Source organism: Pseudomonas sp. MF09156, from assembly GCF_059862305.1.
This window is the reverse complement of record NZ_JCBCUR010000016.1, coordinates 71,685-93,076: the sequence shown is the minus strand read 5'-3', so window position 1 is coordinate 93,076 and position 21,392 is coordinate 71,685. Positions and strand designations below refer to the sequence as shown.

The following is a 21,392-nucleotide window of genomic DNA, read 5'->3' as shown; positions in this document are numbered from 1 at the left end:
ACAAAAAAATAAAGCCTACAGGAGTCTTCAGTGTGAGCCGCCTGCTACTGAACTGCGACATCGGCGAAAGTTTTGGCGCCTGGACCATGGGTCTGGATGCCGAGGTCATGCCATTCATTGATTGCGCCAATATCGCCTGCGGTTTCCACGCCGGCGACCCGAGCATCATGCGCAAGACCGTCGCCCTGGCGTTGCAGCATGGCGTGCAGATAGGTGCGCACCCGGCATATCAGGACCTGGCAGGCTTCGGCCGCCGCTCCATGGCCTATGCGCCCCAGGAACTCCAGGACCTGTTGCATTACCAGATCGGTGCCCTCGACGGTATCTGCCGGGCCCAGGGTGGCCGGGTCAGCTACGTCAAACCCCATGGCGCGATGTACAACGACATGATGGCCAAGCCTGCGCAACTGCGCGCAGTGATCCAGGCCGTGGCGGCGTACGACGCCAGCCTGCCGTTGATGCTGATGGCCACCCGTGACAACAGCGCCGCCCAGGCCCTGGGGGATGAATATGGCGTGACCCTGTGGTTCGAAGCCTTCGCCGACCGCGCCTACGACAACGCCGGGCACCTGGTCTCGCGCCAGTTACCGGGCGCGGTGCATCACGATGCGCAGGTCATCCTTGAGCAGGCCTTGACCATTGCCCGTGGCCAAAACCTGGTCGCCAGCGATGGCAGCCCGCTGTTGCTGCAAGCCAACACCCTCTGCGTGCATGGCGATAACGCCAGCTCGGTAGCGGCGGTGCAGCGCATTCGCCAGGCGTTGACGCCACCATGAAGCCACGGATTGAAGTAGTCGCCATTGACTGCCTGATGGTGCGCCTGTTTGACGTGATCGCCGAAGACAACATGCCCTGGATGCTTGCTGCCACGCGCCGGCTGCGCGAGGGGTTTGGCGCGGCGCTGGTGGACCTGGTGCCTTCCTACACGACGCTGATGGTGCATTACGACCTGCTGGCACTGAGCCCGGCACAGGCCCGGGAACTGATCGATCACGCCCTGACGGACTTGCAGCCGCAGGCCCAGGGCAGTGGGCAGTGTCATGTATTGCCGGTGTGGTACGACCTGAGCGTCGGCCCTGAGCTGACCTTGCTCGCCCAGCGTAGCGGGCTTGCGGTCAACGAGGTGATTCGCCGCCACAGCCAGCATCACTATCAGGTCTTCGCCCTCGGGTTTGCTCCTGGGTTTGCGTTTATGGGCCTGGTGGAAGAACAGCTTGCCGCGCCGCGCCTGGGCACCCCGCGCAAACGGGTGGCGCCGGGCAGCGTCGGCATTGCCGAGCGCCAGACCGCAGCCTATCCGGTGGAATCTCCTGGTGGCTGGAACCTGATCGGCCGCACCCCGGCCAAACTGTTCGACCGCGAGCGCGACGGCTACAGCCTGATGCAGCCAGGCGACAGCGTGCGTTTCGAAGCTATTGGCCGCGCTGAATTTATCAAGCTGGGTGGCGATGACACGCCCCTGGAGGCCCAGGTATGAGCCGCTTGTTGATCGAGGCCAGCACCGCGCTGTGCCTGTTGCAGGATGCCGGGCGTTTTGGTGTGCGGCACCTGGGCGTGACCCAGGGCGGCGCGCTGGATTGGGTGTCGATGTCCTGGGCCAACTGGCTGTTGGGCAACCCGCTGGATGCGCCGGTGGTGGAAATCACCCTGGGCGGTTTTACCGTGCAGGCCGAGGCGCTGTGCGTGCTGGCCCTGGCCGGTGCGGACCTGGGGGCGTATATCGACGAACGCGCCATCAGCCCTGGCCGCAGTTTCATTCTGCAAAAAGGCCAGCGTCTGCGTTTCACCCAGCCACACCGTGGTGCGCGGGCTTACCTGGCGGCGCCGGGCGGGTTTGACGCGCCCAAGGTGCTGGGCAGTTGTGCCAGCGTCGGGCGCGAAGCCCTGGGCGGGCTGGACGGTTTTGGCCGGGCCCTGGCCGAAGGTGCGGCCCTGGGGTATTCCGGCACCGGCAGTCAGTTGCGGGAGTTGCCGGTTGAGCGGTTGCAAGCTACCGCGCCCCTGGACGTGATCCTCGGCGCGCAGATCGGCCAGTTCAGCGGCCAGAGCCTGTTCGATGCCTTCAATACCGAATGGGCCGTGGACAGCCGCGCCGACCGCATGGGCATGCGCTTGCTGGGCACGCCGTTGGCGTATCAGGGGCCGTCGCTGATCTCCGAAGGCATCCCCTTGGGTGCGATCCAGGTACCGCCGGATGGGCAGCCGATTGTATTGCTCAATGATCGCCAGACCATTGGCGGCTATCCGCGGTTGGGGGCGTTGACGCCATTGGCGTTGGCGCGCCTGGCGCAGTGCCTGCCGGGGGAGAAGGTGAGGCTGGCGCCGGTGATGCAGGAGACGGCGCATCGCGAGCATCTGAGCTATTTGCAGCGATTTACGAATCGCTAAAGGCATCGCAGGCAAGCCAGCTCCCACAGTTGAGCGGCGTTCACATCTTTTGATTTGTGAATGCAATTCAACTGTGGGAGCTGGCTTGCCTGCGATAGCGGCGGTGAATTCACCGCCTATTTGGAGAGAAAACGCATCCCTTCTTCAAGCCCGCGCAAGGTCAACGGATACATCTGGTCCTCAATCAAATCCCGCACGATGTTGGTCGACGAGGTATAGCCCCAGGTGTCTTTCGGGTAAGGGTTAATCCAGATCAGCTTCTTGTACTTCTCCATGAACCGCTGCATCCACACATACCCCGGCTCCTCGTTCCAGTGCTCCACGCTGCCACCGGCCTGGGTGATTTCGTAAGGTGCCATGGCCGCGTCGCCGATAAAGATCACCTTATAGTCGGCGCCGTACTTGTGCAGCAGGTCCTGGGTCGAGGTGCGCTCGGAAGTGCGGCGCATGTTGTTCTTCCACACCGACTCATAAATAAAGTTGTGGAAGTAGAAGTACTCCAGGTGCTTGAACTCGGTCTTGCAGGCCGAGAACAGCTCTTCACAAGTCTTGACGTGGGCATCCATCGAGCCGCCGATGTCGAACAGCAACAGCAGCTTGACCGTATTGCGCCGCTCCGGACGCATCTGAATATTCAGCAGGCCGGCGTCGCGGGCGGTGTGGTCGATAGTGCCGTCGATATCCAGCTCCTCGGCCGCCCCCTGGCGCGCAAATTTGCGCAGGCGGCGCAGGGCCACCTTGATATTGCGTGTGCCCAGCTCCACCGAGTCATCGAGGTTTTTGTACTCGCGCTGGTCCCAGACCTTGACCGCCTTGCCCTGGCGCTTGCCGGCATCGCCCACGCGAATGCCCTCGGGGTTGAAACCGCCGGAACCGAACGGGCTGGTGCCGCCAGTACCGATCCACTTGTTGCCGCCGGCGTGGCGTTCCTTTTGTTCTTCCAGGCGTTTCTTGAACTCTTCGATCAGCTTGTCCAGGCCGCCCAGGGATTGGATCTGCGCGCGCTCTTCATCGCTCAGCGAACGCTCGAACTCCTTGCGCAGCCAGTCTTCGGGGATCAGCGCCTGCAGGTGATCGTCGAGTTTTTCCAGGCCGTTGAAGTAGGCCCCAAAGGCCCGGTCGAACTTGTCGAAATGGCGTTCGTCCTTCACCAGGATCGCCCGGGACAAGTAGTAGAACTCGTCCATGTCGGCGAAGGTCACCCGTTGTTTCAGGGCGTTGATCAGGTCCAACAGCTCACGCACCGAGACCGGCACCTTGGCTGCACGCATTTCATTGAACAGGTTGAGCAGCATGGCAAAAGCCCTTATCGAGTGCCGCGACGGCTCATGAACGCCAGGCGCTCAAGCAGTTGCACATCCTGCTCGTTTTTCACCAGGGCGCCGGCCAGTGGCGGGATGGCCTTGGTCGGATCACGCTCGCGCAGCACCGCCTCGCCAATATTGTCGGCCATCAGCAGCTTGAGCCAGTCCACCAGTTCGGAGGTGGAGGGCTTTTTCTTCAGGCCCGGCACCTTGCGCACGTCGAAGAACACGTCCAGCGCTTCGCTGACCAGGTCTTTCTTGATGTCGGGGTAGTGCACGTCGACGATTTTTTGCAGGGTGGTGCGGTCGGGGAAGGCGATGTAGTGGAAGAAGCAGCGACGCAGGAACGCGTCCGGCAGCTCTTTCTCGTTGTTGGAGGTAATGATGATGATCGGGCGTTTCTTGGCCTTGATGGTCTCGTCGATTTCGTAGACGTAGAACTCCATCTTGTCGAGTTCTTGCAGCAGGTCGTTGGGGAACTCGATATCGGCCTTGTCGATCTCGTCGATCAGCAGGATCACCCGCTCTTCGGACTCGAAAGCCTCCCACAACTTGCCTTTTTTCAGGTAGTTGCGCACGTCATGGACCTTGTCCACGCCCAACTGCGAGTCGCGCAGGCGGCTGACCGCATCGTATTCATACAGGCCCTGGTGCGCCTTGGTGGTGGACTTGATGTGCCAGGTAATCAACCGCGCGCCGAACGATTCGGCCAGTTGTTCGGCGAGCATGGTCTTGCCGGTACCCGGTTCGCCCTTGACCAGCAGCGGGCGCTCCAGCGTGATGGCAGCGTTGACGGCCAATTTCAGGTCATCGGTGGCAACGTAGGCCTGGGTGCCTTCGAACTTCATTTCTCAATCCTCGAACATGACGCCGGTAGTCAGCATGCCTGCGACTATAGCGCGCAGCCCCGGTGACTGTGAACGCAGACGGGTTATTCAGTCTCTGAATGACCAGTCACGCCAGGTTCAATCGGCGCTGGGTTTGGGTTGTTCGTAGCGGGCGTTGAACGCCTGGACGAAGCCATTGCGCAAAATCTGCAAAAACGCCTGGAACGCGCTGATATCTTGCTGGTGAACGCTGCCACTGAGCTCGACCCGGGTGGCGAACTGGTTTTTGCTCTGGTTCTTCAGCACGGTTTCGCTGGCGCCGACCACGGCCTCCCAGATCGAGCGGAAAATCCCCTTGTCCTTGTTCTCCACATCCTGTTGCCAGTCGAAGACTTCCACATCCCGCAACAGTGGCTTGATATAGCCGGTCAGTTGGGCTTTCTCGGCCTGGGCCTCGATTACCACGTCGCCGGTGCCGGCATTGAAGTCGAACTTGCCGTAGGCCGAAGCGAAGTCGTTCATGCGCTTGAGCTGGATGTCGCGGGCGCGAAAGCGGAACTCGAAGTCTTCAAAGTTGCTCAGCGGGTCGAAAGTCGCGCTGGCTTCCAGCGGCGCATGCCCCAGCAACAGGGCCTTGCCGTCAAAGCGCGCATCGCGCTTGCCTTCGACGTCCACCACATTGGTCAGGTTGTAGAAACTGGCGTTGACCTGGGTGGCCCCGATGTTAACCGGCGGTTTGGAGTTGAAGTTATGGAAGGCAATCTTGCCGTCGTCGATGCGCACTTCGTTGAGGGTGATGGGCAGCAGTTTGCCCAGTTGCGCCCGCCAGTCGGTGCCACGACCGGTCTGGGATGCCTGTTTGTTGGCGCCACCGTCGACGAAGTTGAGCTCTGGCTTGACGAATTGCACTTGGGCCACCACCGCATGGTCATACCACAAGGAATGCCAGCTCACTGACAGATCAATGACCGGCGCCTTGACGAACGGTACGGGCACCTTGCCGTCGACCTTGACGATCTGCAGGCCATTGATCCGGTACGCGCCGCGCCACAGGGCCAGGTCTACGTCCGTCACTTGGCCACGGTAGTCGCCCATGTCGGCGAGTTTTTCATTGAGGTAGTTGCGCACCAGGTAGGGCAGTGCGATGTCCAGTGCCACCAGCACGACCACCAGCCCGGCGACCGTCCATATCGGCCAACTGTAGCGACGCTTCATAGGTTTTTCCTCCCTGTGTATAGGCGGTTGACTACGCCGGCAGCGGCAACGTTCCTCGACTGGACGCCTTGGAGTACGAGGCATACCCTTGTTGCCTTCATGAAAACTGCCTAAAGGACCCCGCCATGAGCCGCATTTTTGCAGACAACGCGCACTCCATCGGTAACACGCCCTTGGTTCAGATCAACCGTATCGCGCCCCGTGGCGTGACCATCCTGGCCAAGATCGAAGGGCGTAACCCTGGGTATTCGGTGAAGTGCCGGATTGGCGCGAGCATGATCTGGGATGCGGAAAGCAGCGGCAAACTCAAGCCAGGCATGACCATCGTCGAACCGACCTCGGGCAACACGGGGATTGGCCTGGCCTTTGTCGCCGCCGCCCGTGGCTACAAATTGTTGCTGACCATGCCTGCGTCCATGAGTATCGAGCGGCGCAAGGTGCTCAAGGCCCTGGGCGCCGAACTGGTGCTGACCGAGCCGGCCAAGGGCATGAAAGGCGCGATCGAGAAAGCCGGCGAAATCCTCGCCAGCGACCCGGCGACCTATTTCATGCCGGCGCAGTTCGACAACCCGGCCAACCCGGCTATCCATGAGAAAACCACTGGCCCGGAAATCTGGAACGACACCGATGGCGCGGTGGATGTACTGGTGGCGGGCGTCGGCACGGGTGGGACGATCACAGGCGTGTCGCGCTATATCAAGAACACGGCGGGCAAGCCGATCCTCTCGGTGGCGGTGGAGCCCATCAGCTCGCCGGTGATTACCCAGGCGCTGGCCGGTGAAGAAATCAAGCCCAGCCCCCATAAGATCCAGGGCATTGGTGCCGGTTTTGTACCGAAGAACCTCGACCTGTCGATGGTCGACCGGGTGGAGTTGGCCAGTGACGAGGAATCCAAGGCCATGGCCCTGCGCTTGATGCAGGAAGAGGGCATCCTGTGCGGGATCTCCTGTGGCGCGGCGATGGCCGTTGCGGTGCGCCTGGCCGAGAAACCGGAAATGCAGGGCAAGACTATCGTGGTGATCCTGCCGGACTCCGGCGAGCGTTACTTGTCGAGCATGTTGTTCAGCGATCTGTTCACCGACCAGGAAAACCAGGCCTGACCCTGGTAGGTGCCGTTCCAGGGAAATCGGGTTGATCCATATCAGCCCGGTTTTATGCCCCTTATGCATAATTGATTGCTCGCCGCGCGCCCCTTAAAACGGATTGTTGGATGACGCGGGTTTTTCCTCCGGCCCGGAGTGTTTATCATGGCCGGCTGCTATGTCTGGTTTCCCGCTGCCGGGAGGCTATTTCCAGGAGTTGCTGCATGACCTTTTCTTTGGCCGCCAAGCTGTCGGTGCTGTTGCTGTTTATCGGCAGTACGCTCTACGTGCATTTGCGCGGCAAGGCGCGTTTGCCGGTGCTGCGCCAGTTCGTCAACCATTCGGCGCTGTTCGCCCCGTACAACGCGTTGATGTACATCTTCTCGGCTGTACCGTCCAAGCCCTACCTGGATCGCAGCAAGTTCCCGGAACTGGATGTGCTCAAGGACAACTGGGAGGTGATCCGCGAGGAGGCCATGCACCTGTTCGACGAAGGCTATATCCGCGCTGCCGAGAAGAACAACGATGCCGGGTTTGGCTCGTTCTTCAAGAAGGGCTGGAAGCGCTTCTACCTCAAGTGGTACGACAAACCGCTGCCATCGGCCGAGTTGCTGTGCCCCAAGACCGTGGCCCTGGTCAGCAGCATTCCCAACGTCAAGGGCGCCATGTTCGCGCTGTTGCCGGGCGGTAGCCACCTCAACCCCCATCGCGACCCGTTTGCCGGCTCCCTGCGGTATCACTTGGGGTTGTCGACGCCCAACTCCGACGACTGCCGCATTTTCGTCGATGGCCAGGTCTACGCCTGGCGCGATGGCGAAGACGTGATGTTCGACGAAACCTACGTGCACTGGGTGAAGAACGAAACCGAGAAGACCCGGGTGATTTTGTTCTGTGACATCGAGCGGCCACTGAGCAACCGGTTGATGACTCGCGTCAATCGCTGGGTCAGTGCCCAATTGGGCCGCGCAACCGCGCCGCAGAACCTGGATGACGAGCGCGTGGGCGGGATCAACCAGGCCTATGCCTGGAGCAAGAGCTTCAGCGATCGCTTCAGTGGGGTGGTCAAGCAGTGGAAGCGCAAGCACCCCAAAGCCTATCGCATCATGCGGCCGGTGCTGGCGGCGGTGGTGGTTGTGGCGTTGGTGTATTGGTTATTTGGCTGATGGGTTCAAAAAAAACCGCTCGTATGAGCGGTTTTTTTATGACTTTTATTTTTCCGGGTGACCCGCCAAAAGGCTTGGTTCTTCAACGTTGCCGGCCATGGCCGCGTTTAGAAAGCGGCGCTGATTGGCAGTCAGTACAGTGCTTTTAAGTTCCTGGCGGGCCTTGGACGACGCTTTTCGGGCGCCGGGTTTTTTAATAAGTTCTCCCATGCAGCCTCCACAATTGATCATTAATTGAACATTTTTTCGATGCTATTCGTTCTCTACCGCTATCACAAGCCTGCCCCGTGAATCGAAGTCAAAGCCCAGGTTTTGATAGAGGGCAATAGCACCGGGTGCGGGCTCCTGAATCTCTATCCATTGGCTGCCAATGATTCTCGCGTAATGGTCGATGGCAATCATCGTCAGTGAAGCTATGCGGCTTTTCAACGGGTGGGATTTTCCAGGTCTTCCCTCCAGGCGGATGACCTTGATCCGCAATCGGCTTTGATTGGGATTGGCAAAGCACAGCCCACAGAGTTCCTCTTCGTACCAGAGGGACAAATCGAACGCCATCGGTTCACGGCCTTTCCACGTCGCAACCTCGTCCCATGAGAAGTGAGAGTCTGCTGCCCAGTCCTGATAGGCAGCCAATGCATGGCTGTCGATCAATTCAAAACGGACATGGGTTAAGTCGATCTCTGTGCCTTGGGCGGCGGTGTGTTTCAGGTTTTTGTACCACTGTTGAGTCGATGCATTCACAAGGCGTATGGCTTTTGATCGGTAGAGCTGGTATCGCAAGGGGGCGCGTTTTTTTGGCATTGGCGGTCATGAGTCGAAAGCCTCCTGAAGCGGAGGGCGTTGGGTTTTCCCAAGGCTAGAGGTGGTTTTTCAACATGTCCTTACTGGCCTTTTGGCAAAGCCATTGCAAAGCGTGTCAGCGGCTGGTTATAGTCGGACCTGATGCTTCACCGCATTTTTTCATCCCTTCATAAAAGATCAGCCCATGCCTGCTTCCCCACGCATAGCGGTAGTCGATTCAGCGGTCAACGCTGCGGTCGTGCCGTGCGGGAATCAGCAGCCTGTGCAGATCAGTCATTACCCCCCACCTGTCAGTAGCACCCCGGTGTACGCACTCGTATCACCGCCGGGCGTTGGCATTTCGGGCTGATCAGCAGACCGCTGTTCCCCGTTGCCTGCCTGTACCGAACCTACTGAATTTCAGCCTTGGCTGAGTTGGCTTTTTGCCTGACTACAGGTGTTCATCATGTCTGTTCTTTCGAAACAATCCGTGGCCGCGGCGGCCTCGACGAGCCTGTTTGTGCTGCTGTGGAGCAGCGGGGCGATTTTCTCCAAGCTGGGCCTGGCCCATGCGTCCCCCTTTGCCTTCCTGTTGATCCGCTTTGCCATTGCCCTGGCGGGCTTGGTGCTGCTGGTGCCGATTCTCAAACTGAGGTTGCCGCGCCCGGGCAAACCGCTGTGGTATGCGGCGGCCACCGGGCTGGTGTTGCTGGGGGCCTATCAGATTTTTTATCTGCTGGCCCTGGACCTGAAGGTCACCCCCGGCGTGATGGCGACCATCATGGGCGTGCAACCGATCCTCACCGTGGTGCTGATGGAGCGCCAGCGTTCATGGCGCCGGGTGTTCGGCCTGGCGTTGGGGTTGGCGGGCCTGATCATGGTGGTGTACCAGGGCATCGGTCTGGCTGGCATGTCCCTGGCCGGCATGCTGTTTGGTTTGCTGGCGCTGGCGAGCATGACCCTGGGCTCGATCATGCAAAAGCGCATCACCGATAACCCATTGGGTACCTTGCCGGTGCAGTACCTGGCGGGTTTGTTGTTGTGCGCGGTGTTCGTGCCGTTCCAGCCCTTTGCTTTCGAGCACAACAGTGGCTTTTACCTGCCGGTGCTGTGGATGGGGCTGGTGGTGTCACTGTTGGCGACGCTGCTGCTGTACCGCCTGATTGCCCGGGGCAACCTGGTGAATGTCACCAGCCTGTTCTACCTGGTGCCGGCAGTCACTGCGGTGATGGACTACTTGATCTTCGGTAATCGGCTGGCAGTGCTGAGCGTGCTGGGGATGGGGTTGATCATCATCGGGTTGGTATTCGTCTTCCGTAAAGCTTGATATCCCTGTGTAGGAGCCGAAAAGCCGGCTCCTACACAGCTTTGATCAATTTCCCTCGCCGTAGCACCAGCCACAGCGCCCCCGCGATCAACAACCCGCCATACAGATGGGCCATGGACAACGGCTCGTCCAGCAGCAATGCGCCCCACAACACGCCGAATGGCGGAATCATGAAGGTGACGGTCATCGACTTCACCGGCCCGATGGAGGTCAGCAAACGGAAGTACAGGATGTAGGCGAATGCCGTGCATAGCAGCCCCAGGCCCAGTAGGGACAGCCACACATTCCAGTCGCCCCAACTGGCGGGCGGGTGGCTGATGGCGCTCCAGCCAAACCACGGCAATAGAAACAATGTGGCGCCGAGCATGCTGCCCAGTGCCGAAAGTCGGCTGTCCAGGCCACCCTGTTGATCCAGCCAACGGCGTGCCAGGAAACCGGCGAAGCCGTAGCAGGTTGTTGCCAGCAGGCAGGCGAGGGCGCCCATCAGCAATTCCAGGTCAAACGCCACCGGCCCGGCGCGCGTGAGGATGCCCACGCCGAACAGGCCCAGGCACACCCCGGCAATTTTCGAGGGTGTCAGCCGCTCATGGAAAAACAGCCCGCCAATCAACACCCCCATCAACGGCGTGGTGGCGTTGAAAATCGCCGAGTAACCCGCTGGCAAGACCTGGGCCGCCACCGAATACATGGTCGCGGGAATCCCCGAGTTGATTACCCCCAGCAACAACACGATCTTGAACTTGCCCTGGAAATCCCAGCGCACCCGTAGCATCGCGAGGATCACCAGCAGGCCGGCGGCGGCAATCGAAACGCGGAAAAACGCCGTAGGCAAGGTGCCGATCTGCGGCGCGATAATCCGCATGAACAGAAAGCTCGCGCCCCAGATGGCGGCCAGTAGCAGCAGGTAGAGGGTGTCGACAGGTCTCACGGACAGCTCCTTTTCAACAAGGGCGAGAGTGTTGCCCAGGGGCCTGCCTGACACAATCTTTTACGTATCAACTACACAATAAAGCGCGTCACCAGGCCGTTGAGGTCCACCGCCAGGCGCGACAGCTCCTGGCTGGCGGCCGAGGTCTGGGTCGCACCGGCGGCGGTTTGCGTCGACAGGTCGCGGATATTCACCAGGCTGCGATCCACCTCCCGGGCCACCGATGCCTGTTGCTCGGCGGCACTGGCGATCACCAGGTTGCGTTGGCTGATCTGCGAGATGGCGGCGGTGATTTTTTCCAGGGCATTGCCGGCGCTGTTGGCCCGTTGCAGGGTCTGGCTGGCGTGCTCGGCGCTGCTGGTGAGGGCGCCGACCGTGGCCTGGGTGCCTTGCTGGATACCGGTGATCATCTGCTCGATTTCCTCGGTGGAATCCTGGGTCCGCTGCGCCAGCGAGCGAACCTCGTCGGCCACCACCGCAAACCCCCGCCCGGCCTCGCCGGCGCGGGCGGCTTCAATGGCCGCATTGAGCGCCAGCAGGTTGGTCTGCCCGGCAATCCCGCGTATCACTTCCAGCACCTTGCTGATGTCTTGCGCCTGTAGCGCCAGGCCCTCGGCCTTGCCCGAGGCGTCGAGCACCTCGTTGACCAGGCTCTGGATCGAGCTGATGGTTTCGCTGATCTGGAAATGGCCGTGCTTGCTGTCCTCATCGGACGCCTGGGATGCCTCGGCGCTGGAGACCGCATTCCCCGCCACTTCATCCACCGCTGCGCTCATCTGTGTGACGGCGGTGGCGGCCTGTTCGATTTCATCGTTCTGTGCTTGCAGGCCGCGAGTGCTTTGCTCCATCACCGAACTCATCTCTTCGGCTGCCGAGGCCAGTTGCTGGGCGGACTCGCTGATGCCGCGAATAGTCGCCTGCAACTGTTCCTGCATGGTGGCCAGGGCGCCCAGCAACTGTGCCGGTTCGTCCTTGCCGTGCACGTGGATCGGCTGGCTCAGGTCGCCGGCGGCAATCGTGCGTGCCGCGTGCAATGCCTGCGCCAGGGGCGTGGTGATACTGCGGGTCAACAGCCAGGCCAGCAGCAACGTCGCGATCAGGGCGACCGCGATGATGAGGCCGACGATCCACTGTGCGCTCTGGTACATCTGCGCCGCCGATTGCGCCGCATCCTGGGCGCCTTGCTGGTTGAAGTCGATCAAGGCGCCCAGGCTCCGGTTGAGGATCACGCCCTGGGGCGTCAACGTATCGGTGAGCAGGGTCAGGGCCTGCATCTGGTTATCCTGGTCCACCAGTTGGATCAATTGGTCGACGATGGTCATATAGGCCGACGCGGTGGCCTTGAGCTGCTCCAGTAGCTGGCGCTCCTGGTCATTGCTCAGCAGGGCCTGGTGATTGTCCAGGCGTTCCTGCAAATAGCCGCGCTCCTTGGTGATCACCTCTTTGCTGCGCTCGCGCACCGCCGATTCATCGGTGGTCAGCAAGCGCAACGCCTCCAGGCGGATAGCCGCGACGTTGGCGGCGCTGTTGTGGATGTTCTCGATACTCGGCATCCAGGCCGTTTCAATGATGGCGGCGCTTTCGCGCAGCTTGGCCATCTGCCCCAGGCCAAACAACCCGACCAGTACCAGCAGGCCGGCCAATACCGCAAAACTCAGACTGGCACGCAGGCCGATTCCCATGTTCCTCAATGACATATCAATGCTCCTTGGGCGATTTAAATCGGTTCCCGAGCCGGTCTTAGGACCTTGTTATCAGGGAAAACGCTGGGCTATATAGCAAAGTGCCATCATTGAGGTAATCGGGGTTTCCCTTACGTTGGATCCATGTCCGTATAAGGTCGCCAAACCCCACCCGGCCTGGGGTTCTTCCTGTTCGTGGTGCCAGCGCCCGTGTTTTGTGGCCTTCAGATGAATCGATTAATCAGCGCGAGGTGACTTTATGGGTGTTTTATTGACCCTGTGGTCGAACTAAAAAATCGTAAACAATTGTTTGAGGCGCCCCCCGTGAGGAGCCAGCGCCCGGTAAAAAATGTACTTCTCCTGCATGAGGACTCTGGCTAATCTCAGGTCTTCCGAATGCCCGCAGAGGTCTACGACATGCCGCAGCAAACGCCTGCCATCGACACCGCGCAGTCCATCGCCAAGATGATCCTCGATGGCTTCGACGATTACCGCGAGCACTTTCGCCAGATCACCGACGGCGCCCGCGAGCGTTTTGAAAAGGCCCAGTGGCAAGAGGCGCAAGCCGCCTCGGCGGCGCGGATCAACCTCTATGAAGAGAAGGTCGGCGAAGTCACCACGCGCCTGCGGGCCACTTTCGATGCGGGCGCGCTGCTGGATATCCAGTCCTGGCCCCTGGTCAAGAGCGCCTATATCAGCCTGATCGACCTGCGGTTTGACGATGAACTGTCCGAGACCTGGTACAACTCGATCTTTTGCGGGCTGTTCAGCCACGACCTGATCAGCGACGGCTGCATGTTCATCCACACCACCCGCCCGAGCCTGCGCCGCGCCCGTGCCGCGCAAACCCGCACCTACAAGCCCCAGGGCCAGTTGGCCGGGATGCTCGAGCAAATTTTCAGCGACTACCGCTTCAGCGAACCCTACGCCGACCTGGCCGGCGACCTGCAGCGTCTCGAAGCACAACTGCGCGAGAACCTGCCGGACTGGGTATGCAAGGACCCGGACCTCAACGTCGAGCTGTTTTCCTCGGTGCTTTACCGCAACAAGGGCGCGTACCTGGTGGGCCGCCTCTACACCCGCGATGAACAATGGCCGCTGGTCATCCCGCTGCTGCACCGCGAAGGGCAGGGCATCCGCATCGACGCGCTGATCACCGATGAAGCCGATGTGTCGATCATCTTCTCGTTCACCCGCTCCTATTTCATGGTGGATGTGCCGGTGCCGGCAGAGTTCATCGGCTTTCTCAAGCGCATCCTGCCGGGCAAGCACATCGCCGAGCTGTACACCTCCATCGGCTTCTACAAACACGGCAAGTCGGAGTTCTACCGGGCGCTGATCAACCACCTGGCCAGCACTGACGATCAGTTCATCATGGCCCCGGGCGTGCGTGGGATGGTCATGAGCGTGTTTACCCTGCCGGGCTTCAACACGGTGTTCAAAATCATCAAGGACCGTTTTTCGCCGTCGAAAAACGTCAACCGTGCCACGGTGATCGAGAAGTACCGCCTGGTGAAGAGTGTCGACCGGGTCGGGCGCATGGCCGATACCCAGGAGTTCGCCGATTTCCGTTTTCCCTTGAGCAAATTCGAGCCGCAATGCCTGGCCGAACTGCTGGAAGTGGCTGCCGGCACGGTCGAAGTCGAAGGCGACACGGTACTGATTCGCCACTGCTGGACCGAACGCCGCATGACCCCGCTCAACCTCTACCTGGAAAACGCCAACGAGGCCCAGGTACGCGAAGCCCTCGAAGACTACGGCCTGGCCATCAAGCAACTGGCGGCGGCGAATATCTTTCCCGGCGACATGCTGCTGAAAAACTTTGGCGTCACCCGTCATGGTCGCGTGGTGTTCTACGACTATGACGAGATCTGCTTTCTTACCGAAGCCAACTTTCGCCACATCCCGGCACCGCGCACCCCGGAAGACGAAATGGCCTCCGAGCCCTGGTATTCCATCGGCCCGCTGGACGTGTTCCCCGAGGAATTCCCGCCGTTCCTGTTTGCCGACGCCGGGCAGCGGCGCCTGTTCGATGAACTGCACGGCGAGTTGTACAACGCCGACTACTGGAAAGGCCTGCAAGAGGCGATTCGGGCGGGGAAGGTGATTGATGTGTTCCCGTATCGGCGCAAGGGCCTGGATAACGAATAAGGGCATCAATACCGCCAGACCCTGTGGGAGCTGTCGAGCCCCGGCGAGGCTGCGATAGCGGTGGGCCAGCCAACAGCGATGCCGACCGGGCCAGCCCCTTCAGGTGATTTACGCGGCCTTTAACGTTGTGTGCGCTTTTCTGCCACAATTGCCGGCCGTGCATAAATAGACGACCTTCAAAGTACCTGATGACTGACCAAGCGCCCGCTATCGACCAACTCCTGAAAAACCTCGATCACGCCATGCTCGCCGACCGCCACCGCTTGCGTCGGCAGTTGCTTGAGCTGCGCAAGAAACCCGATGAGGAGAAGCTGGCGCAGTGGGTGGCGCGCATGCAGGCATCGTGTGCCCAGGTCACGGCGCGCGCGGCCAGCGTGCCGCAGGTTCGCTATGACGACAGCCTGCCCATCGCCGCCAAGCGCGACGAGATCAAGGCCGCGCTGCAAAAGCACCAGGTGCTGATCATCGCGGGCGAGACCGGCTCGGGTAAAACTACGCAGTTGCCGAAGATCTGCCTGGAAATCGGTCGCGGCCAGTACGGCTTGATCGGTCATACCCAGCCCCGGCGTATCGCCGCGCGCAGTGTGGCGAGCCGGGTCGCGGACGAGTTGGCCACGCCGCTGGGGGCGCTGGTGGGTTATCAGGTGCGGTTCGAGGACCAGAGCGATTCCAACACCCTGATCAAGTTGATGACCGACGGCATCCTGCTCGCCGAGACCCAGAACGATCGCTACCTCGAACGCTACGACACGATCATCGTCGACGAAGCCCACGAGCGCAGCCTGAACATCGATTTCCTGCTCGGCTACCTGAAGACCCTGCTGCCGCGCCGTCCCGACCTCAAAGTCATCATCACCTCGGCCACCATCGACCTGGAGCGCTTTTCCAAGCACTTCGACGATGCGCCGATTGTCGAGGTCTCGGGGCGTACGTTCCCGGTGGAAACCTGGTACCGCCCGCTGACCCTGGAACAGGACGAAGAGGGCAACCGCGTCGAAGACGACTTGACCGTGGACCAGGCGATCCTCGCCACCCTCGATGAAATCGCCGCCTTTGAGCGCAGCGAGCGCAAGAGCCCTGGTGATGTGCTGGTGTTCCTGCCCGGTGAGCGCGAGATCCGCGATGCCGCCGATATGCTGCGCAAGGCCCAGCTCAAGCACACCGAAATCCTGCCGTTGTACGCGCGCCTGTCACCGGCCGAACAGCAGCGCATTTTTCAGTCCCATCCGGGGCGGCGCGTGGTGCTGGCGACCAACGTTGCGGAAACCTCGCTGACCGTGCCTGGCATCCGCTACGTGATCGACAGCGGCACCGCACGCATCAGCCGCTACAGCTACCGCGCCAAGGTCCAGCGCCTGCCGATCGAGGCGATTTCCCAGGCCAGCGCCAACCAGCGTAAAGGCCGTTGCGGCCGGGTCGAACCGGGCATTTGCGTGCGCCTGTTCAGCGAAGAAGATTTTATCGGGCGCCCGGAATTTACCGACCCGGAGATCCTGCGTACCAACCTTGCGGCCGTGATCCTGCAGATGCTGCACCTGCGCCTGGGCGAAATCACCGACTTCCCGTTTATCGAGCCGCCGGATGGCAAGGCCATCAGCGATGGTTTCAACCTGCTGCAGGAACTCTCGGCAGTAGACCGCAATAGCCAACTGACACCCCTGGGCCGGCAACTGGCGCGCCTGCCGGTGGACCCGCGCATGGGTCGCATGTTGCTGGAAGCGGCCAAGCTTGGCAGTTTGCAGGAAGTGCTGATCGTCGCCAGCGCCATGTCGATCCAGGACCCGCGCGAGCGCCCGCCGGAGCGCCAGCAAGCGGCCGACCAGGCCCACGCGCAATGGAAGGATCCCGATTCGGACTTCGCCGGGCTGGTCAATTTGTGGCGCGGCTTTGAAGAGCAGCGCCAGGAACTGACCGCCAGCCCGCTGCGCAACTGGTGTCGCAAGAACTTCCTCAACTACCTGCGCCTGCGCGAGTGGCGCGATTCCCATCGCCAGTTGAGCCTGATCTGCCGCGATATGCAGTTGACGGTCAACAAGGAACCGGCGGACTTCCCGAAACTGCACAAGGCGGTGCTGTCCGGCCTGTTGAGCCAGATCGGCCAGAAAACCGAAGACGGCGATTACCTGGGGGCCCGTCAGCGGCGCTTCTGGATTCATCCCTCCTCGGGGATCGGCAAGAAGCGTCCGCAATGGTTGATGACCGCCGAACTGGTGGAAACCACCAAGCTGTATGCGCGCATGGTGGCCAAGATCGATGCCGATTGGATCGAACCGTTGGCCGGGCACCTGATCAAGAAAAACCACTTCGAACCCCGTTGGGAGAAGAAGCGCGGCCAGGTCGTGGCCTTTGAGCAGATCACGTTGTTCGGTTTGATTGTGGTGGGGCGTAGGCCCGTGCATTACGGGCCGGTGGACCCGGTGGTGTCCCGCGAGCTGTTTATCCGCGAAGGCCTGGTGCGTGGCGAGATCCAATCCCGGGCCAAGTGCCTGGCCGCAAACCAGCAGTTGCTGGAGCAATTGGACGAGCTGGAAGCCAAGGCCCGGCGCCGCGATATCCTGGCCGACGAGGAAACCCTTTACGCCTTCTACGACGCGCGCCTGCCGGCGGAGATTCATCAGACGGCGACCTTCGACAGTTGGTACAAGATCACCAGCCAGAAAGACCCGCAACTGCTGATCATGCGCGAAGAAGACGTGCTGGCCCGCGAGGCCAGCGAGGTCACCGCCGCCCATTACCCCGACACCTTGCACCTGGGCGACCTGGCCCTGGCCTTGAGTTACCACTTTGAACCCAACCACCCGCGCGACGGCGTGACCTTGCGCGTGCCGGCGCCGCTGTTGCCGGCCTTGCCCGCCGAGCGTCTGGAATGGCTGGTGCCCGGGCTGATCGAAGCCAAGTGCATTGCCCTGGTGCGCAACCTGCCCAAGGCCCTGCGCAAGAACTTCGTGCCGGTGCCGGACTTCGTCAAGGCCGCGCTGCAACGTATCGAATTTGCCCAGGGCTCGCTGCCCCAGGCGCTGGGGCGCGAACTGTTGCGCATGACCGGTGTACGGGTCAGCGATGAAGCCTGGAGCGAAGCGGCGCAGCAGGTGGAAAACCACCTGAAGATGAACCTGGAAGTGGTCGATGCCCAGGGTAAGTTCCTCGGCGAAGGCCGCGACCTGGCAGCGTTGACTGCGCGGTTTGTCGAAGCCAGCCAGGCTGCCCTGGCAGTGCCGCAGACTGCCAAAAGCCAGCAGCCGGTGGAGGCCAAGGTCTTCGCTGCGGTTGCCGAGACTACCCAGCAGAAGATTGCTGGCCTGTCGATGACGGTGTATCCGGCGCTGGTAGAAGAAAACGGCACGGTCAAGGAAGGACGTTTCTCTACGGCTGCCGAAGCCGAGTTCCAGCATCGCCGCGCCTTGCAGCGCCTGTTGATGCAGCAATTGGCCGAACCGGCAAAATTCCTGCGCGGCAAATTGCCGGGCCTGACAGAGCTGGGGCTGATGTACCGCGAGTTGGGACGTATCGAGGCCCTGGTGGAGGACATTCTGCTGGCCAGCCTCGACAGCTGCGTGCTGGAAGGCGAGGCCAGCCTGCCCAGGGATGGCGCGGGCCTGGCCGCCCTGGCCGAGCGCAAGCGCGGCAGTTGGACCGAACATGCCGAACGCCTCGCGCGCCTGACCCTGGAAGTGCTGAAACTGTGGCATGGTCTGCAAAAGCGCTTCAAAGGCAAGATCGACCTGGCCCAGGCCGTGGCACTCAACGATATCAAGCAGCAACTGAGCAACCTGGTGTATCCAGGGTTTGTGCGCGAAACCCCGGCGCAGTGGTTCAAGGAACTGCCGCGCTATCTCAAGGCCATCGAGCTACGCCTGGAAAAACTGCCCAGCCAGGTGCAGAAGGACCGGGTCTGGAGCGGTGAGTTGAGCGGCCTGTGGAGCCAGTACCAGACGCGCCTGAACAAGCACACCCAGGAAGGCAAGCGCGACCCGCAACTGGAGCTTTACCGCTGGTGGCTGGAGGAATACCGGGTGTCGTTGTTTGCCCAGCAGTTGGGCACCAAGGCGCCGATTTCCGACAAGCGCTTGAGCAAACAGTGGAGCCAGGTCGAGCCTTGACCTGGCGTACCGGGGGCGGGTGCGCGCGCGACAGGCGCCAAACCCCCCGGTTTATGGCAAACTTCGCCGCTATAAATGCCAGGATCGTCTAGATTGGCTGTATCAGCCTCGACGCGCCGGGACAAAGCGTTTCCCCGTTTGATGTCCGCGCGGCGGACTAGAGCGATTTACGGTTTGGTACGAAGGTACCAATCCCTTCTGCCTGAACAGATTTAGAGGAACGACCGTGCATAACGTCGTCATCAGCGGCACAGGCCTGTACACCCCGGCCAACAGCATCTCCAACGAAGAGCTGGTGCAGTCTTTCAATGCTTACGTTCAACAGTTCAATGCCGACAACGCCGTGGCCATCGAGCAGGGCGACGTTCAGGCGTTGACCGAATCCAGCGCCGCCTTTATCGAAAAGGCCTCAGGTATCAAGAGCCGCTTTGTCATGGACAAGGCAGGCATTCTTGACCCCCAGCGCATGACCCCGCGTTTGCCCGAGCGCTCCAACGACGAGTGGTCGATTCTCTGCCAGATGGCCGTGGGCGCCGCCGAGCAAGCCCTGCAGCGTGCCGGCAAGACTGCCGCCGATATCGATGGGGTGATCGTCGCCTGCTCCAACCTGCAACGCGCCTATCCGGCCATTGCCATCGAAGTCCAGGAAGCCCTGGGCATCCAGGGTTTTGGTTTTGACATGAACGTGGCGTGTTCTTCGGCGACTTTCGGTATCCAGAACGCTTGCAACAGCATTCAGCTGGGCCAGGCCCGGGCGATCCTGATGGTCAACCCGGAGATCTGCACCGGCCACCTGAACTTCCGCGACCGTGACAGCCACTTCATCTTCGGCGATGCGGCGACCGCGGTGATTCTGGAGCGTGCCGACCTGGCCACTTCCGAACACCAGTTCGACGTTGTCAGCACCAAGTTGCTGACCAAGTTCTCCAATAACATCCGCAACAACTTTGGCTTTCTCAACCGCGCGGCGGAAGAGGGCGTTGGTGCGCCAGATAAACTTTTCGTGCAGGAAGGCCGCAAAGTCTTCCGTGATGTCTGCCCGATGGTTGCCGAGTTGATCGGCCAGCACCTTTCGGAAAACCAGTTGAGCGTCACCGATGTGAAGCGTTTCTGGTTGCACCAGGCCAACCTGAGCATGAACCACCTGATCGTCAAGAAGCTGCTGGGCCGTGAAGCCGAGATCGAAGAAGCACCGGTGATCCTCGATACCTACGCCAACACCAGTTCGGCGGGTTCGGTGATCGCGTTCCACACCTATCAGGACGACCTGCCCAAGGGCGCGCTGGCGGTACTCAGCTCGTTTGGCGCCGGGTATTCGATTGGCAGCGTGATCCTGCGCAAGCGCTAGGAACCAGGCGATTGCGGCCACGTCTTGCACAATGAGGTTTTGAATGGCAGCAGCCGACGACGCGCACCTGCTTGAACGCCTGCTCAAGGGCGAGCAGCGGGCCTACAAGGAATTGGTCACCACCTACCAGAGCGCGATGCGTGCGGTGGCCTACGCCATCGTAGGCCAGCGCCATGCCGACGAAGTGGTCCAGGACGCATGGCTTTCGGTGGTGCGCAGCCTCGCCCGGTTTGAAGGGCGTTCCAGCCTCAAGACCTGGCTGCTGACCATCACCGCCAACTCGGCCAAGGGGCGCTACAAGCAGAATCGACGGGAAGTGCTGCTGGACGACCTGCCGTCGCCCCACGGCACCATCGGCGATGAGCGTTTTGCCGCCGGCGATGAGCATTGGCTGATCGCGCCATTTGCCTGGCACCAGGACACCCCCGAGGCGCTGCTCACCGAAAACGAGCTGCGTGAATGTCTGGAGCACACGTTGCTAAGTCTGTCCGAGCTGCAAAGCAGTGTGCTGCTGCTGCGCGAGCGCCAGGGGCTGGAACTGGAAGAGATTTGTAATCTTCTGGAGATCTCGCTCTCCAATGTGCGAGTGCTGCTGCACCGGGCGCGGCTTAAAGTCTTCGCTACGGTGGAGCATTTCGAGGAGACCGGCGAATGTTGACCTGCAAAGAACAAGTGGCGCGTTCCAGCGATTTTCTCGATGGGCAACTGACCTTTGGTGATCGCCTGCGTATGCGCCATCACCTGATGTTCTGCGCCAATTGCCGGCGCTTCATTCGCCAGATGCGCCTGATGCAAGCCACGTTGCGCATCCTGCCCGAACCCGAAGTGGCCGATGCGCAAGGGTTGGCCGAGCGCCTGGCCTCGGAGCTCAAGCGCAACTCCTGACCCAACGCTGTCTGCGGTTGCCAAGGCCTGCGACGTCCCCGTCGCGGGCTTTTTTGTGTCGGCGAAAAGCTATGCGCTGAAAAACCTTGCAGGTTTGTCATTTTTTTTCACCTTTTTTTCACTTGGCATTTCTCGTACTTTTTTCGCTCAAGCCCACGCCGGCCGTAGCGTTGCGCTTATTCCAAGTGGTTGTAAGAAAGTTCCCCTGTAAT

The 21,392-nt window shown here is 60.9% G+C and carries 18 protein-coding genes; 11 read left to right on the top strand and 7 right to left on the bottom strand.

The features are described from left to right. Window positions 1-32: 32 nt before the first annotated feature. The 3 genes from AC19YY_RS25175 to AC19YY_RS25165 are packed head-to-tail and all read left to right on the top strand — an operon-like array spanning window position 33 to window position 2,388. Window positions 33-776: a 5-oxoprolinase subunit PxpA gene (locus AC19YY_RS25175; RefSeq protein ID WP_492634252.1), complete on the top strand. Its 744-nt coding sequence runs from the start codon at window positions 33-35 to the stop codon at window positions 774-776. Next, window positions 773-1,477 (top strand): 5-oxoprolinase subunit B family protein, encoded by a 705-nt coding sequence (locus tag AC19YY_RS25170; RefSeq protein WP_500605048.1) that lies wholly within the window; start codon window positions 773-775, stop codon window positions 1,475-1,477. The genes AC19YY_RS25175 and AC19YY_RS25170 overlap by 4 nt, the downstream gene beginning before the upstream one ends. Further along, window positions 1,474-2,388: a 5-oxoprolinase subunit C family protein gene (locus tag AC19YY_RS25165; RefSeq protein WP_172313384.1), complete on the top strand. Its 915-nt coding sequence runs from the start codon at window positions 1,474-1,476 to the stop codon at window positions 2,386-2,388. Before AC19YY_RS25170 ends, AC19YY_RS25165 begins: the two co-directional genes overlap by 4 nt. 116 nt (window positions 2,389-2,504) lie before the next feature. Here AC19YY_RS25165 and AC19YY_RS25160 read toward each other — a convergent pair whose 3' ends face one another. From AC19YY_RS25160 to AC19YY_RS25150, 3 genes are all read right to left on the bottom strand, one after another. Further along, window positions 2,505-3,683: a vWA domain-containing protein gene (locus AC19YY_RS25160; protein ID WP_057441266.1), complete on the bottom strand. Its 1,179-nt coding sequence runs from the start codon at window positions 3,681-3,683 to the stop codon at window positions 2,505-2,507. An 11-nt stretch (window positions 3,684-3,694) separates the two neighbouring features. Further along, entirely contained in the window at window positions 3,695-4,540 is an 846-nt protein-coding gene (locus AC19YY_RS25155; protein ID WP_029292347.1) for an AAA family ATPase, read from the bottom strand. Window positions 4,541-4,657: 117 nt separating this feature from the next. Continuing rightward, window positions 4,658-5,734, bottom strand: a complete 1,077-nt coding sequence (locus AC19YY_RS25150) for a DUF748 domain-containing protein (RefSeq protein WP_170043254.1) — start codon at window positions 5,732-5,734, stop codon at window positions 4,658-4,660. Window positions 5,735-5,859: 125 nt separating this feature from the next. Between AC19YY_RS25150 and cysK the strand changes: the two genes are divergently transcribed. Further along, window positions 5,860-6,834 carry a cysteine synthase A gene (gene cysK, locus AC19YY_RS25145; protein ID WP_169955574.1) on the top strand — a complete coding sequence of 325 codons (975 nt, stop codon included), beginning with the start codon at window positions 5,860-5,862 and terminating at the stop codon, window positions 6,832-6,834. 206 nt (window positions 6,835-7,040) lie between these two features. Further along, complete coding sequence (locus tag AC19YY_RS25140; protein ID WP_169955575.1) at window positions 7,041-7,979, top strand: aspartyl/asparaginyl beta-hydroxylase domain-containing protein; 939 nt, start codon at window positions 7,041-7,043, stop codon at window positions 7,977-7,979. Window positions 7,980-8,024: 45 nt separating this feature from the next. Here AC19YY_RS25140 and AC19YY_RS25135 read toward each other — a convergent pair whose 3' ends face one another. Continuing rightward, on the bottom strand, window positions 8,025-8,189 hold the full coding sequence (locus AC19YY_RS25135) for a hypothetical protein (protein WP_170043256.1): 165 nt from the start codon (window positions 8,187-8,189) through the stop codon (window positions 8,025-8,027). A gap of 42 nt (window positions 8,190-8,231) precedes the next feature. After that, on the bottom strand, window positions 8,232-8,780 hold the full coding sequence (locus AC19YY_RS25130; protein ID WP_500605047.1) for a hypothetical protein: 549 nt from the start codon (window positions 8,778-8,780) through the stop codon (window positions 8,232-8,234). 445 nt (window positions 8,781-9,225) lie between these two features. Here AC19YY_RS25130 and AC19YY_RS25125 point away from each other — a divergent pair, with 445 nt between their 5' ends. After that, window positions 9,226-10,086 carry a DMT family transporter gene (locus AC19YY_RS25125; protein WP_169955577.1) on the top strand — a complete coding sequence of 287 codons (861 nt, stop codon included), beginning with the start codon at window positions 9,226-9,228 and terminating at the stop codon, window positions 10,084-10,086. Between the two features lie 31 nt (window positions 10,087-10,117). Here the strand turns inward: AC19YY_RS25125 and AC19YY_RS25120 are convergent, their stop codons facing one another. Both AC19YY_RS25120 and AC19YY_RS25115 read right to left on the bottom strand, forming a co-directional pair. Next, a complete protein-coding gene (locus tag AC19YY_RS25120) occupies window positions 10,118-11,014 on the bottom strand; it encodes a DMT family transporter (RefSeq protein ID WP_500605046.1) in 897 nt (298 codons plus the stop codon). 71 nt (window positions 11,015-11,085) lie between these two features. Continuing rightward, on the bottom strand, window positions 11,086-12,696 hold the full coding sequence (locus tag AC19YY_RS25115) for a methyl-accepting chemotaxis protein (RefSeq protein ID WP_500605059.1): 1,611 nt from the start codon (window positions 12,694-12,696) through the stop codon (window positions 11,086-11,088). Window positions 12,697-13,113: 417 nt separating this feature from the next. On the opposite strand from AC19YY_RS25115, the gene aceK reads away from it, so the two are divergent. The 5 genes from aceK to AC19YY_RS25090 all read left to right on the top strand — a co-directional run bounded on the left by aceK (window position 13,114) and on the right by AC19YY_RS25090 (window position 21,180). Continuing rightward, complete coding sequence (gene aceK / locus AC19YY_RS25110; protein ID WP_169955625.1) at window positions 13,114-14,847, top strand: bifunctional isocitrate dehydrogenase kinase/phosphatase; 1,734 nt, start codon at window positions 13,114-13,116, stop codon at window positions 14,845-14,847. Window positions 14,848-15,035: 188 nt separating this feature from the next. After that, window positions 15,036-18,947 (top strand): ATP-dependent RNA helicase HrpA, encoded by a 3,912-nt coding sequence (hrpA, locus tag AC19YY_RS25105; protein WP_500605045.1) that lies wholly within the window; start codon window positions 15,036-15,038, stop codon window positions 18,945-18,947. 226 nt (window positions 18,948-19,173) lie between these two features. After that, window positions 19,174-20,295 carry a beta-ketoacyl-ACP synthase III gene (locus AC19YY_RS25100; protein ID WP_492634258.1) on the top strand — a complete coding sequence of 374 codons (1,122 nt, stop codon included), beginning with the start codon at window positions 19,174-19,176 and terminating at the stop codon, window positions 20,293-20,295. A 43-nt stretch (window positions 20,296-20,338) separates the two neighbouring features. Beyond that, entirely contained in the window at window positions 20,339-20,953 is a 615-nt protein-coding gene (locus AC19YY_RS25095) for an RNA polymerase sigma factor (protein ID WP_169955593.1), read from the top strand. Continuing rightward, the gene (locus AC19YY_RS25090) at window positions 20,947-21,180 is read left to right on the top strand and encodes an anti-sigma factor family protein (RefSeq protein WP_172313372.1); all 234 of its coding nucleotides are present in this window, start codon (window positions 20,947-20,949) and stop codon (window positions 21,178-21,180) included. Before AC19YY_RS25095 ends, AC19YY_RS25090 begins: the two co-directional genes overlap by 7 nt. Window positions 21,181-21,392 lie beyond the last annotated feature (212 nt).

Excerpts from the sequence above, each read along its gene's own strand:
- aceK (WP_169955625.1), top strand. The coding sequence starts at position 13,114 with ATGCCGCAGCAAACGCCTGCCATCGACACCGCGCAGTCCATCGCCAAG.
- AC19YY_RS25165 (WP_172313384.1), top strand. The coding sequence starts at position 1,474 with ATGAGCCGCTTGTTGATCGAGGCCAGCACCGCGCTGTGCCTGTTGCAG.
- AC19YY_RS25150 (WP_170043254.1), bottom strand. The coding sequence starts at position 5,734 with ATGAAGCGTCGCTACAGTTGGCCGATATGGACGGTCGCCGGGCTGGTG.
- AC19YY_RS25130 (WP_500605047.1), bottom strand. The coding sequence starts at position 8,780 with ATGCCAAAAAAACGCGCCCCCTTGCGATACCAGCTCTACCGATCAAAA.
- AC19YY_RS25135 (WP_170043256.1), bottom strand. The coding sequence starts at position 8,189 with ATGGGAGAACTTATTAAAAAACCCGGCGCCCGAAAAGCGTCGTCCAAG.
- AC19YY_RS25095 (WP_169955593.1), top strand. The coding sequence starts at position 20,339 with ATGGCAGCAGCCGACGACGCGCACCTGCTTGAACGCCTGCTCAAGGGC.
- AC19YY_RS25170 (WP_500605048.1), top strand. The coding sequence starts at position 773 with ATGAAGCCACGGATTGAAGTAGTCGCCATTGACTGCCTGATGGTGCGC.
- cysK (WP_169955574.1), top strand. The coding sequence starts at position 5,860 with ATGAGCCGCATTTTTGCAGACAACGCGCACTCCATCGGTAACACGCCC.
- AC19YY_RS25125 (WP_169955577.1), top strand. The coding sequence starts at position 9,226 with ATGTCTGTTCTTTCGAAACAATCCGTGGCCGCGGCGGCCTCGACGAGC.
- AC19YY_RS25160 (WP_057441266.1), bottom strand. The coding sequence starts at position 3,683 with ATGCTGCTCAACCTGTTCAATGAAATGCGTGCAGCCAAGGTGCCGGTC.
- AC19YY_RS25115 (WP_500605059.1), bottom strand. The coding sequence starts at position 12,696 with ATGGGAATCGGCCTGCGTGCCAGTCTGAGTTTTGCGGTATTGGCCGGC.
- AC19YY_RS25140 (WP_169955575.1), top strand. The coding sequence starts at position 7,041 with ATGACCTTTTCTTTGGCCGCCAAGCTGTCGGTGCTGTTGCTGTTTATC.
- AC19YY_RS25090 (WP_172313372.1), top strand. The coding sequence starts at position 20,947 with ATGTTGACCTGCAAAGAACAAGTGGCGCGTTCCAGCGATTTTCTCGAT.
- AC19YY_RS25155 (WP_029292347.1), bottom strand. The coding sequence starts at position 4,540 with ATGAAGTTCGAAGGCACCCAGGCCTACGTTGCCACCGATGACCTGAAA.
- hrpA (WP_500605045.1), top strand. The coding sequence starts at position 15,036 with ATGACTGACCAAGCGCCCGCTATCGACCAACTCCTGAAAAACCTCGAT.